Genomic DNA, 12,686 nt, shown 5'->3' with positions numbered 1-12,686 from the left:
ATTATCTATTTACTGAAAGCGCTTCACAATGTTTGATTTCATGTTACCGGTATCAAAAAATTATAAGAAAAAAAGCAGCCTCTTATTGCTGCTCTTTCTTATCATAAATTTAAGGTTTTACTTCCATTAAAAAGCCATCTGGCGCCAAAACCCCGTTTTGATAATTTTGGCTAAGTGCTGCTTTTTTATCAATTTTTACATTATGGTCACTAGTATTATAGTAAGCGTTTACTGTTTCTTTTCCTGTTCGTTCAACTTTTAAGAGACCATTTTCTGTTACCGTTAACTTAATATTTCCTTTATTTAAGGTATCACGGTGATCCAGACGAAATTTTACTAGATCATGAACTCTCTTCCAAACAGGTCCACCAAGTTTACTCCAATCCATTGGCTTACGACAATCTGGATCATTATCTCCGTTCATCCCCATTTCTGTTCCATAGTAAATACATGGAATACCAGGTTGAACAAATTCATAGGCTACAGCCTGGAGCGCTAAGTCTTGATTGTCTTTTGCTAAAGTCAAAATTCTAGCTGTATCATGTGAGTCAAGCATATTCATCATGGCTTGATCTACTACATCTGGATACATCATTAATTGATCAGTTAAATGTTCACTTAACTCCTTTGCATTCAACTTATGCTTAAAGAAATGGTCTTCAATTTGAAGCGTATATGGATAATTCATCACGCCTGTAAATTGATCGCCTTGAAGCCATGGACGAGCTGAATGCCATATTTCTCCAACAATATAGAAATCTGGTTTTATTTTTACCAGTTCATCATGAAATCTCTTCCAGAAATGGTGGTCAACTTCATTTGCGACATCTAAGCGCCAAGCATCAATATCAAAATACTTTACCCAATAAGTTGCAATTTCTAATAAAAAGTCTTGAACCTCAGGGTTAGCAGTATTTAATTTTGGCATATGCTTTTCAAATGCAAATGTCTCATAAGGTGGGTTACCTTCTCCCTTGCTTGGATTTCGATACGGCTCAACTGGATATGAATTAATATGGAACCAATCTTTAAAGCGTGATTTTTCACCGTTTTTAACTACATCTTGCCACTGCATTGACTGATCGCCCAGATGGTTGAAAACAGCATCAAGCATTACCTTCATTCCGCGCTTATGTGCTTCATTAACCACCTTGGCAAACAAGTCTTTATCACCAAAGGCTGGATCAACTTGTAGATAATCAATTGTGTCATATTTATGATTAGAACTTGCCTTAAAAATTGGGCAGAAATATAGGCCAGTAACACCTAACTTTTGTAAATCATCTAAGTGGTCCAAGACCCCCTGTAAGTCCCCACCATAAAAATCTTCTCTACCTGGATGGTCGTCTGGATTCCAAGCTTTGGCGTTAGCTGGATCATTACTTTTATCGCCGTTAGCAAAGCGTTCTGGGAAGATTTGGTACCAAACTATATCTTTTAACCAAGCAGGTGTTTTAATTTTATCAATATCATGGAAATACGGAACTTTAAAGTACAAACCGTCTTCTTTAAGCTTTTCATCGCTAAAGTTCTCAATACTACGGTCACCAAAAATAACATGGCTTCCGTCTTCACCAATAACTTCAAAAGTATACTTAATTCGGTGATATGGAGCTGTTAAAGTTGCAGTCCAATAATCACTTACCTGGCCACTACCAGCCTTTTTCATTTCAAGAGCTGTCGCATCAACTGGTGGTAAATAGTTATCAATATAATGAACAATAACCTTTTTTACGTCTCCCTTAGCCGTATGAAGTCTAATCTTCACATGAGAATGATCAATAACAGAACAATCTTCACTTTCAGTTCTATGTTTTAAAGCTGCAAGTTGCATATTTTACTCTCCAATTTTTTCTAATACTACTCCAGCATATGGAGCTAATGTTAATTTTCCGTCCTTTAATTGATAATCGCCTGCTGCTAGTCTCTCTTGCTTAAAGTCAGCACTTACTTCAAGCTCAATCGGATTTTTACTTAAAGAAACAGCAACTAAGGCTTTTTTCCCTTCTAAATTACGCTCATAAACGTAGCTATCGTTTGAAGTTGGCAGTAAGTAATATCCTCCATCTTCAAACAAGGTTTCTTTCTTCAAACTGATCAATTTCTTATAAAAATTAAACATACTACTGCTGTCCGCTATTTCATCGGCAGCATTCGTCTTATCAATTTTCTTCCCTTTTAGCCAAGGCTCTCCATCCGTAAAACCGTTATTTTTCTCATTATCCCATGGCATTGGCCCTCTAGCGGGAAGTTTATGAGTTTTACTTGCCATCTCTAAAGCTTCTTGCTTAGTCTTTCCAGCTTTTTTCGCACTTTCAATAAATTTCTTGACTGTCTCATCTTCAAACTGAGCTACATCTTCAAATTCTAGATTTTTCATCCCCAGCTCTTCGCCATAATAAATAATTGGAATACCATTTTGTAAATACATTAGCATGGCTAAGCTTTTGGCTTGTGTATCATTTGTGGCAATTCTAGTAGCTATTCTAGCCATATCATGATTATTCCAATATAGGGTTGGCTTAGAAATTTGACTCAAAGTTTGTTGCCAGACCGTCTGATTTTGCTTAAATTTGACTAAGTCTAGAGGTTTTGGCTGGTATTGAGCTGAAAAACTAGGATCAACTTTACTTTGATCTTCTGTGAAGTATCTAAACGTGATCACACTGTCCATCAAGTGATTATCTTTATTTGTATAGTCAACTGCTAAATTAACATTTGCACTTGCGGCTTCTCCTAGCAGCAATGCATCAGGATAATCTTGTTTTATTTCTTCGCAGAATGGTCGCATCCATTTTTGAACCTGCGGTAAGTTAGCAAAAAATGGTTCTGCAATTACAGGCTCTTCATCTTTACTATTAACCGGGTAATTTTGTCTTAAATCAGCCTTAGCAATATGAATAAACGCATCTAACCTTAAACCATCAATTCCTTTTTCAAGCCAGAATTTTGCAATTTCACTCATTGCATGTCTAACTTCAGGGTTCTTCCAGTTCAAATCTGGCATTCTTTTATCAAAAAGATGGAAATAGAATTGGCCTGTCCCAGCAGGATCTTTTTCCCAGACACTTCCACCAAAAAAACTTCCCCAATTATTTGGTCTCTGATTATTTTTACCAGCAAAAATATAATAGTCACGATAAATACTATCGGGATTTTTAATTGCGTCTTGAAACCATGGATGCTGATCAGATGTATGATTTAAAACAAAATCCATGATTACATGAATTCCAGCTGCATGCATTTCTTTAATTAAATTATCCATATCTTCCATTGTTCCCATTTTTGGATCAATGGCAAAATAATTTGAAACATCATAGCCATTATCGACTTGTGGGGAGACAAAGATTGGATTTAGCCATACGGCATTGACACCTAATTCTTTTAAATACGGTATTCTTTTTCTAATACCATTTAGGTCACCAATACCATCACCGTTAGAATCCTGAAAAGACTTAGGATAAATTTGATAAATAATTGCTTGGTCATACCAATGTCTCATAATAAACTTCCTCCATAAGTCTTATTTTAAGCAATCTTTTTAAGCGCTTACACATTGTTTTGGATGTTACCGGTATCAAAAAAGGAAGCTAACATTAGCTTCCTAATTTCTGGTAGATTCACTTTTTATTAACTCTGGTTCAATAAGAACCTCTCCCTGTTGAGCGCCCCCCTGATTAATTTTCTGCAAGATCATGTCTGCTAGGAGTTCTCCTAATTTAAACAAATTTTGCTTGATTGTAGTTATCTTGGGATTAGACACTTGGTCTAAGAAAACGCCATCAAAGCCAATAATGCCAAAATCTCGTGAAATATTTCCATTTTTTCTTTGAATGGCTCGTACTACTCCAACTGCTATCCGGTCACTAGCGCAAATAAAACAAGTATTGGGTGCAAATTTTTTCCAATGGCTAATGATTAATTCCTCAGCCAAGCTACTATGATTTTGAATCCTAAATATTTTAGGAATCATATTGTGTTTCTGCAAAGTATTAATATATCCTGCTTCTCTTGAATATTCAAAAGGCTCCTTTTCATCAATACCAATAAAAACAATCGACTGATAATTTTTATCAAGAGCATACTGTGTCGCTATTTGCTCACCTAACTTATTATCGGTATCAATAAAATCATAGCCATAACGATTTTCACCAAATAAAACAAACGGCTTTTTCAACTGATCTAGCCATTTTGCATCATTGGCTCTTCCTCCAGTTATGATATACCCATCCCCGCCACTAACATCACTGTCTGTTGCAAGCTGCAATGTATAGTGTTTCTTACCTAGGCCTTTAGCAATTCCAAAAAGCAAATTCATATAGTAAGGTTCAGTAGTGTCAATATCTTCTAAAATTACTAGCTTAACTACATTTGTACGGTGGTGAGCTAGTGCACTAGCAATTGAATTAGGATGATAATTCAGCTGCTCCATCGCTTTTTCAACAATTTTTCTTAATTCAGGTGTAACCTGTTGTGGATGATTAATGACACGAGAGACTGTCATTTTAGATACGCTAGCTTTTTTTGCTACATCAGATAAAGTAGTCATCGTATTTTAGTTCCTTCTCTAAAAACTATATAGTTTAATACTAACCTAATCATTCTAAAAATGTAAACGCTTAGCAAGATTTTTAAATTAAAGATATAGCTTTTAATGGACAAAAAAGCGACACCTGTTGGTATCGCTTAGTAATTATTCAATTAATTATGTGATTGAAAACGAGTATTAAACAGTGGACTAACTGGCTTGTGCTCTTGAATCAATCTAATTGCTTCTCCCATTAAAGGCCCAACAGAAACAATCTCAGCTTTAGATAAGTCCTTTTCTTCAGGTTGATTAATTGAGTCCGTTAAAATTAACTTCTTAATTGGAGAATTGTTCAAACGCTCAATTGCAGGACCAGATAAAACAGCATGAGTTGCAGAAGCATAAACTTCAGTTGCACCAGCATCCATTAAGGCTTGAGAAGCTAAGGTAATGGTACCAGCGGTATCAATCATATCGTCGATAATAATTGCACGCTTGCCCTTTACGTCTCCAATAATGTTCATAACTTCGGCAACATTAGCCTTTGGACGACGCTTGTCAACAATAGCAATTGGAGTCTTAAGAAATTCTGCTAATTTTCTTGCTCTAGTTACACCACCATGGTCAGGTGAAACTACAACAGCATCCTTTTCTAAATCATGACTCAAGAAGTAGTCAGCAAGAAGTGGCGCACCCATCAAGTTATCAACTGGAATATCAAAAAAACCTTGAATTTGTGGGGCGTGTAAATCAAGCGAAAGAACTCGATCAGCACCAGCTTTTTGTAGCATATCAGCAACTAACTTAGCTGTAATTGGTTCACGAGCACGAGTCTTTCTATCTTGACGTGCATATCCGTAGTAAGGCATTACTAAGTTTACGCTTCGAGCTGAAGCACGCTTAACAGCATCAATCATGATCAACAATTCCATTAAATTATCATTTACTGGAGCTGAAGTTGATTGTACTAAGTAAACATCTTTACCACGAACTGATTCATCGATGTTAATTTGAATTTCGCCATCACTGAAACGTTTAACATCAGACTTACCAAGCTTAACTCCTACCTTGTCAGCAATTTTTTCTGCTAAAGGCTTATTAGAGTTGAGCGCAAAAATTTTAATTTCTTTGTCTAATTGAGACATAATTTCCTCCACCGAAAAATTACAATTCCATATTTAATAATAGCAAAAAAACGTCTCTTACGCTTGCAAATAGCAAAAAAAGAAGTTGTATTTAACAACTTCTTTTAATTTATTCCCACTCTTTATCTTTTGATAGCGGTAACTTATGCCAGTAATCTGCCTTATTTGTTTGTCTTCCTCTGGCAATTGCCATGTCATAGCGATCGACATCTTTAGTAATTGTTGAATCAGCTGCAACAAATGCATGATCGGCAATATTAACTGGAGCAATGATAGTAGCACCGGCACCAATAAATGAATGATCACCAACGTTAGTATGGAATTTCTTTACACCATCGTAGTTAGAGAAAATAGTACCGCAGCCAATATTAATATCTTTACCTAAAGTAGCATCCCCAACGTAAGTTAAGTGACCTACCTTAGTATCTTCACCAATTTCAGCCTTCTTAATTTCAACAAAGTTACCAATATGAGCGCCTTTTCTAATAATAGCCTTTGGACGAAGGTGAGAGTTAGGTCCAATATCAGTATTATCATCCATTTGGGCTTCTTGAAGAGTTGAAGAAGTAATAGTTACGTGATTTCCAATCTTAGAATCGATAATTCTTGAGCTATTTGTAATGTAGCAGTCACTGCCAATCTCAGTTTTGCCCTTAATAACAACGTTTCCTTCAATAACTGTATCGTTACCGATTTTAACATCACTATCAATATATGCTGTGTCTGGATCAATGAATGACACACCATTTCTCATGTGTTCTTCATTAATTCTTCTTTGCATAATTTTAGTAGCTTGGGCAAGTGCAATACGATCATTAACTCCTAAACTTTCACTGAAGTCAGGCATTTCATAAGCACCAACTTTTTGACCAGCCTTACGCATAATTTCTAAAACGTCAGTTAAGTAATATTCGCCTTGAGCGTTGTCATTGCCAACTTGCTTCAAAGCCTTGAATAATTCCTTATTATCGAAACAAAAGACACCAGTATTAATCTCATCTACTGCTAACTCTTCTGGTGTACCATCTTTTTGTTCAACGATTCTTAAAACATTACCATCTTCATCACGAATAATACGACCATAGCCAAATGGATTTGGAGCTTTCGCAGTTAAAACAGTTGCGCTGTTTCCACTTTCTTCATGCTTTTTAAATAAGTTGTTAAAAGTTTCAGCAGTAAATAAAGGAGTATCACCAGTAGCAACTAAAGTTGAACCATCTAAGTTTTCTAACAAAGCGCTAGCTGCCATAACGGCGTCTCCAGTACCTAATTGCTTTTCTTGAAAAGCAAATTCTGATTGACCCGCCAAAACATCTTTAACGCTAGCTGCACCATTTCCAACTACAGTAATAATTTTATCTGGATTAGTTCCTTTAGCCGCATCTACCACATGTTCTACCATAGTTTTACCGCAAACCTTGTGTAACACCTTGTAAAGTTGGGACTTCATGCGGGTACCTTTTCCAGCTGCTAAGATAACAACATACTTATTCATTAGTTTTATATCCCTTCAATTTTTATATTTAAACACCTATCAGTATATCATTTTGGAAAGCGATTGAAGTCTGTCTGCTCTAAGAAATTCCCTGGTCTTACTTTGATTAGCTTTTTAGTTCTATCAACTTCTGTAATCTTAATCAAAGATTGATAATCATCTACTACTTTTTGAGAAGCATACTTTGTTTCACAAAGAACGCACATTCCAGCAACTGTTCCTTTAAATTCTTTAACTAGCTCTTCCATCCCAGTTAAAGTTCCGCCGCCCTTCATGAAGTCATCCACAATTAATACATTGCTTCCTTCTGGGAGTAAGCGTTTAGCTAATTCCATTTTTTCAACTCGTTCACTTGAAGAAGCGACATAATTAACAGAGATCGTTGATCCTTCAGTAATCTTTGGTCTTCTTCTCACCATTACGAATGGGACGTTTAAAAAGCGACTAACTGCTTGGGCAATAGCTATTCCTTTAGTCTCAATTGTCATAACATAGTCAACATTGCTATAAGCATATTTAGTTGCAATCAATTGACCAATTTTTTGCAAGTCTTGTGGTGAACCCAAAATATCTGATAAGTAAACAAAGTTACCGGGTAAAATACGATCAGGATCTTCGATACGGTCTGCTAAATCATGAAGATAGTCAGTTGCTTCTTTTTTGCCTACAAATGGGATATATCTAACTCCTCCGGCAGCCCCTGCTACAGTTTCCAAAATTCCGTTTTGATCGTTAGCTAAAGTTTGACGTAAAATTGCTAAGTCTTCTGAAATTGAAGATTTAGCTGCACCATAGCGATCTGCAAAAAATGGTAATGCAATCAAAGTATGAGGGCGAGCTAAAAGATACTTAACCATATCAACTAATCTTTCTGAACGTTTCATGCTTTTACCTTCCTAAACACTAAATTAAATTTCTAAATTTAAATATACTCTACCTAAAGAAAAATCACTAGCATTTTACGTAAAATACTAGTGATTGTTCGTAATCTTATTCTATTGTTATTTACATTTCATCAAACTCAAGCTCAATGTTCTTGGTTAATAAATCCGTGTAACTGTAAGATACTCGTTCAAAGTTATTTTGATCTTGATCAAGATCAACAACAAATACTGCACGATAAGTCTTAGTTAACCTACCTTTACGGCGTGTTACTTTCTTTCTTCCTGCTTGAGCTACTACTACCAAGCTTTCACCCAAATGAGAATCCAAATTATGTTTAATTGCCATTAGTGTTGTTGGCACTGGACGTCACTCCTTTGCTTGGCCTTATTTTATCAAAAAATTAATATTTTTTCAAGTCTGCAATTTGTAAACGTTTTATGCCTGCTGATCTTTTAAAAGATGCGCTAACTCCACAAATTGATTTAGCGTTAATTCTTCCGGACGAACTCGTACATCAAGCCCTAAATCATTAATTACTTTTTCGCGTTCATCTTTATCTTTAATTAAAGACTTTAAGTTGTTAGCAAGTGTTTTACGTCGCTGAGCAAAACACATTTTTACGACATGATCAAAGAAAGAGTAGTCTTTAATATCTGGTTTTTCAGTAAGTGGCGTTAAAACAACAACTGCAGAATCTACCTTAGGACGTGGCATAAAAGAAGTACTTTTAACTTCTTCTGCCAGTTTTACATTCATTCTGCTTTGAACAGCAATAGTTAAAGGACCATATTCTTTAGTCTTAGGACTAGCTACTAAGCGCTCAGCAACTTCTTTTTGCATCATTAAAGTTAAGCTACTGAAATCTAAATCACTTTTAATTAAATTGAAAATGATCGGCGTTGTGATGTAGTAAGGCAAGTTAGCAACAATCTTAACTGACTTATTCAGATCAAGAAATCCATCATTATCTGCTGTAAAATCTGCTTTTAACACGTCTTTCATGACTAATTTGAATCGATCTTTTAATTCTTCGCCATCAATTTTTTGTGGTAATTCGTTTTTCAAAATTTCAGGCAAATCTTGATCAACTTCATAAGCTAAAACCTTGGCGCCCGCTAAAAGAAGCTGCTCAGTTAATGAACCAATTCCTGGTCCAATTTCAATAACTTGATCGCCTGGCTGAATTTCAGCGGCTTCAACAATTCCCTTAATTGCTGCTAAATCTACTAAAAAATTTTGTCCTAAATTCTTTTTCGCATGCATAAAGTAGCGATTAACAATCGCTTGAGTCCGCACTGGACTAGCAATCGGCATACTATTTGACATCTTTAACTGCCCTCTTTAATTCTTCATAAGTGATTCCAAACATTTTTAAACGTTTAAAGAATTGTTTACTATTTCCATAACCAATTCCAAGCTTAATTCCTACCTTTTCACGCAAGAGGCGAGCTTCTGGGCTAACAGCTAATCCTAAGTCATTATATTTTTCTTTGGTAATATCGCTTTTTATTGGTTGAATTTCATGCAAATCGCTTAAAGCGCGTACTAATGCTTCTTTTGAAGCATGTTCAACTCCGAGACTATTACCTCTTCTAGTTGGCTCTCCTTCTTTACGAGTGATAAATGCTTGTTTTGCACTTGGAGCTGCTTGGCTCACTAATCTTCTAATTCTTTCGCCATTGTAATCTGGATCAGTAAAAATAATTATCTCTCGTGTTTTTGAAAGTTTCTGTATTTCAGATAGAGTTTGTTCCGACACTTCTGAACCATTAGTTTCAATAGTTTCGATTCCTGGAAAAAACTGCTTTAGTCGCTTAGTATCGTCTCGGCCTTCAACAACTACTACAGCATTAAATTGCTTCTTATTGTTTGATTCCATATGCCCTCATCGTATTTTCAAACGTATGCTTTGCTACTTCTTCAACGGATGTGTCCCGTAATTTAGCGATTGCTTCTGCAACATAGCGTACATATCCAGTTTCATTTTGCTTTCCGCGATATGGTTTTGGAGTTAAATATGGCGCATCCGTTTCAATTAAAAATTTATCCCAAGGAACAACTTTGGCTGAAGCATGAACATCAACTGCTTTAGTAAAAGAAACAACGCCAGAAAATGACACCATCATCCCCAAGTCAAGAAACTTTTTAAGCCAATCCGGATCGCCATTAAAGTTATGAATTATTCCACCATATTCTCCAACTTTACTATCCTTTAAAACCTGATAAGTATCTTCAAAAGCATCTCGAGTATGAATGTTTACTGGCATTTTTAAACTATTAGCCAAATCAAGTTGCTTTGCAAAAACTTTTCTTTGAACGTCTCTTGGAGATTCATCCCAATAATAATCTAGTCCAATCTCTCCTAAAGCAACAGTTTTAGCTTTTTTTAACTGCTCGACAAGCTTATCTTCTGCTTTTTGATCATAGTCCTTAGCTACATCTGGACAATAGCCAACAATAGCATATAAGTTATCAAAGCGTTGACTTAGATCAACTGCGCGTTCATTAAATTCTGGATCTTGTCCAGCAACCGCACTTTTTACCACACCTAATTCTCTTGCCCGATCAAGGTAAATTTCTTCTTTTCCTCTAAACGGAACATCATTTAAGTGTGTATGCGAATCAAAAATTTCCATTAGCCTAGTTCAGCTCCAACTTCATGTTCATCGCCTACGATAGCTAATTTAACTTGACCATCTTTCTCACTTGATAGAAGCATTCCTTGGCTTTCATGGCCTAACATTTTACGTGGCTTCAAGTTAGTTACCGCTAACACCTTTTTATCTAAAAGTTCACTTGCATCTGGATAGAACTTACGAATGCCACTCAAAATTTGACGCTCATTTCCATCGCCAAAGTCTAGCTTAAACATCAAAAGCTTGCTTGAACCCTTTACTGGTTCTACTGATAAAATTTGACCAACTTGAATCTTAACCTTGTCAAAGTCATCAATGGTGATATGCTTTTCTTCTTTTTGCTGGCTTCTAGTCTTCTTCTTTGGCTTTGCCTTCTTCATTTCTTCCTTAATGTATTTAACTTCAACATCATTCTTAAGTCTTGGGAAGATTGGAGTTGGTTTTTCAGTTACCTTAACATTCCAGTCAAAACCACCAAATTCAAGTTTCTTTTGTTCCTCATTATTCCAGTCAAGACCAAGTTGTTCAAACATCTTAACTGGACTTTGAGTCATTACTGGCGCAATTAAAATAGCAACTAAACGAAGACTTTCAGCTAAATTAGACATTACTTTAGATAATTCTTCACTCTTGCTTTCTTTATTCAAAGTCCAAGGAGTTGTCTCATCAATATATTTATTTGCACGAGAAATAAGCTTCCAAACACTGTCTAAAGCTTGAGAGAAGTGGAGAGCATCCATTTGCTTTTGATATTCAGCAATTGTTTCTTGAGCTGTCTTAATTAAGTCTTGAGCAAATTCATCTTGTTCTGCTGCAACTGGTGCAACTTGACCATCTTGGTATTGGTTAATCATTGAAACAGTTCTATTTAGCAAGTTACCCAAGTCATTAGCTAAATCAAAGTTAACTCTTTCAACAAAGTCTTCAGGAGTAAAGATCCCATCTGAACCAAATGGAATTGCACGCATCAAGTAGTAACGAAGAGCGTCTAATCCATAACGTTTAACAATCATTTCTGGATAAACGGCATTACCTTTAGACTTAGACATTTTGCCGTCTTTCATTAAGACCCAGCCATGGCCAAAAATTTGCTTAGGAAGTGGCAAGTCAAGAGCCATCAACATAATCGGCCAGTAAATAGTGTGGAAACGAACAATTTCTTTACCTACTAAATGAACATCAGCTGGCCAATATTTCTTAAATAATGAATCATCGTCTGAATCATAACCTAAAGCTGTAATATAGTTAGAAAGTGCATCAATCCAAACATATACAACATGCTTAGGATCACTAGGTACAGGAATGCCCCAGTCAACTGTTGTACGCGTTACGGACAAGTCTTCTAAACCTGGCTTGATAAAGTTATTTACCATTTCTTTTTCACGAGAATGCGGCAAGATAAAGTCTGGATGATCTTTATAATATTGAAGCAAGCGATCAGCATACTTACTCATTCTAAAGAAGTATGATGGTTCCTTAACTAAACGTACCTCATGGCCTGAAGGAGCTTTTCCGCCAATAACATTACCATCATCATCTTTATATACTTCGGCAAGTTGTGATTCAGTAAAGTATTCTTCATCTTCAACTGAATACCAGCCAGTATATTCACCTAAGTAAATATCTCCTTGTTTTAACAATTTTTCAAAAATCTTTTGCACAGCCTTAACATGATCTTCGTCAGTTGTTCTAATGAAGCGATCATAAGAAACATCTAGCATCTTCCACAAATCTTTGTAAGAAGCTGCCATTTTATCTACAAATTCTTGTGGCTTAATACCTTGTGCTTCAGCTTTTTGTTCAATCTTCAAACCGTGTTCATCAGTACCTGTTAAAAAGAAGGTATCAAAACCGCGAGATTTTTTGTAGCGAGTCATTGTATCAGCAGCAATCGTAGTATAAGCATTACCGATAGTTAATTTTCCAGATGGATAGTAAATAGGTGTAGTAATATAGAAAGTTTTCTTTTCAGCCATCTTTATTCTTCCTCTCATAAG

11 protein-coding genes are annotated in these 12,686 nt (G+C 35.8%); all 11 read right to left on the bottom strand.

Annotated elements, in window-relative coordinates:
• Positions 1-109 precede the first annotated feature (109 nt).
• Positions 110-1,834 carry a glycoside hydrolase family 13 protein gene (locus QM512_RS09570; RefSeq protein ID WP_282805446.1) on the bottom strand — a complete coding sequence of 575 codons (1,725 nt, stop codon included), beginning with the start codon at positions 1,832-1,834 and terminating at the stop codon, positions 110-112.
• A 3-nt stretch (positions 1,835-1,837) separates the two neighbouring features.
• Positions 1,838-3,502, bottom strand: a complete 1,665-nt coding sequence (locus tag QM512_RS09565; protein WP_282805445.1) for a glycoside hydrolase family 13 protein — start codon at positions 3,500-3,502, stop codon at positions 1,838-1,840.
• Between the two features lie 102 nt (positions 3,503-3,604).
• On the bottom strand, positions 3,605-4,549 hold the full coding sequence (locus tag QM512_RS09560; RefSeq protein ID WP_282805444.1) for a LacI family DNA-binding transcriptional regulator: 945 nt from the start codon (positions 4,547-4,549) through the stop codon (positions 3,605-3,607).
• Between the two features lie 152 nt (positions 4,550-4,701).
• On the bottom strand, positions 4,702-5,673 hold the full coding sequence (locus tag QM512_RS09555) for a ribose-phosphate diphosphokinase (RefSeq protein ID WP_282805443.1): 972 nt from the start codon (positions 5,671-5,673) through the stop codon (positions 4,702-4,704).
• 109 nt (positions 5,674-5,782) lie between these two features.
• A complete protein-coding gene (gene glmU, locus QM512_RS09550) occupies positions 5,783-7,168 on the bottom strand; it encodes a bifunctional UDP-N-acetylglucosamine diphosphorylase/glucosamine-1-phosphate N-acetyltransferase GlmU (protein WP_282805442.1) in 1,386 nt (461 codons plus the stop codon).
• A gap of 47 nt (positions 7,169-7,215) precedes the next feature.
• Positions 7,216-8,052 carry a pur operon repressor gene (gene purR, locus QM512_RS09545; protein ID WP_282805441.1) on the bottom strand — a complete coding sequence of 279 codons (837 nt, stop codon included), beginning with the start codon at positions 8,050-8,052 and terminating at the stop codon, positions 7,216-7,218.
• Between the two features lie 121 nt (positions 8,053-8,173).
• The gene (locus QM512_RS09540) at positions 8,174-8,413 is read right to left on the bottom strand and encodes a Veg family protein (RefSeq protein WP_003647898.1); all 240 of its coding nucleotides are present in this window, start codon (positions 8,411-8,413) and stop codon (positions 8,174-8,176) included.
• Positions 8,414-8,488: 75 nt separating this feature from the next.
• Complete coding sequence (gene rsmA, locus QM512_RS09535; protein ID WP_282805440.1) at positions 8,489-9,379, bottom strand: 16S rRNA (adenine(1518)-N(6)/adenine(1519)-N(6))-dimethyltransferase RsmA; 891 nt, start codon at positions 9,377-9,379, stop codon at positions 8,489-8,491.
• Positions 9,369-9,932, bottom strand: a complete 564-nt coding sequence (gene rnmV, locus QM512_RS09530; protein WP_282805439.1) for a ribonuclease M5 — start codon at positions 9,930-9,932, stop codon at positions 9,369-9,371. Before rnmV ends, rsmA begins: the two co-directional genes overlap by 11 nt.
• The gene (locus QM512_RS09525; protein ID WP_282805438.1) at positions 9,916-10,689 is read right to left on the bottom strand and encodes a TatD family hydrolase; all 774 of its coding nucleotides are present in this window, start codon (positions 10,687-10,689) and stop codon (positions 9,916-9,918) included. The genes rnmV and QM512_RS09525 overlap by 17 nt, the downstream gene beginning before the upstream one ends.
• The gene (metG, locus tag QM512_RS09520) at positions 10,689-12,665 is read right to left on the bottom strand and encodes a methionine--tRNA ligase (RefSeq protein WP_282805437.1); all 1,977 of its coding nucleotides are present in this window, start codon (positions 12,663-12,665) and stop codon (positions 10,689-10,691) included. Before metG ends, QM512_RS09525 begins: the two co-directional genes overlap by 1 nt.
• Positions 12,666-12,686: the final 21 nt, after the last annotated feature.

Source organism: Lactobacillus isalae, assembly GCF_947539375.1.
Taxonomy (GTDB): Bacteria; Bacillota; Bacilli; order Lactobacillales; family Lactobacillaceae; genus Lactobacillus; species Lactobacillus isalae.
This window is presented reverse-complemented; position numbering and strand designations above follow the sequence as displayed.

Coding starts and splice junctions, on each gene's coding strand:
- rsmA (WP_282805440.1), bottom strand. CDS start 9,379: ATGTCAAATAGTATGCCGATTGCTAGTCCAGTGCGGACTCAAGCGATT.
- purR (WP_282805441.1), bottom strand. CDS start 8,052: ATGAAACGTTCAGAAAGATTAGTTGATATGGTTAAGTATCTTTTAGCT.
- QM512_RS09560 (WP_282805444.1), bottom strand. CDS start 4,549: ATGACTACTTTATCTGATGTAGCAAAAAAAGCTAGCGTATCTAAAATG.
- QM512_RS09570 (WP_282805446.1), bottom strand. CDS start 1,834: ATGCAACTTGCAGCTTTAAAACATAGAACTGAAAGTGAAGATTGTTCT.
- QM512_RS09525 (WP_282805438.1), bottom strand. CDS start 10,689: ATGGAAATTTTTGATTCGCATACACACTTAAATGATGTTCCGTTTAGA.
- metG (WP_282805437.1), bottom strand. CDS start 12,665: ATGGCTGAAAAGAAAACTTTCTATATTACTACACCTATTTACTATCCA.
- glmU (WP_282805442.1), bottom strand. CDS start 7,168: ATGAATAAGTATGTTGTTATCTTAGCAGCTGGAAAAGGTACCCGCATG.
- rnmV (WP_282805439.1), bottom strand. CDS start 9,932: ATGGAATCAAACAATAAGAAGCAATTTAATGCTGTAGTAGTTGTTGAA.
- QM512_RS09565 (WP_282805445.1), bottom strand. CDS start 3,502: ATGAGACATTGGTATGACCAAGCAATTATTTATCAAATTTATCCTAAG.
- QM512_RS09555 (WP_282805443.1), bottom strand. CDS start 5,673: ATGTCTCAATTAGACAAAGAAATTAAAATTTTTGCGCTCAACTCTAAT.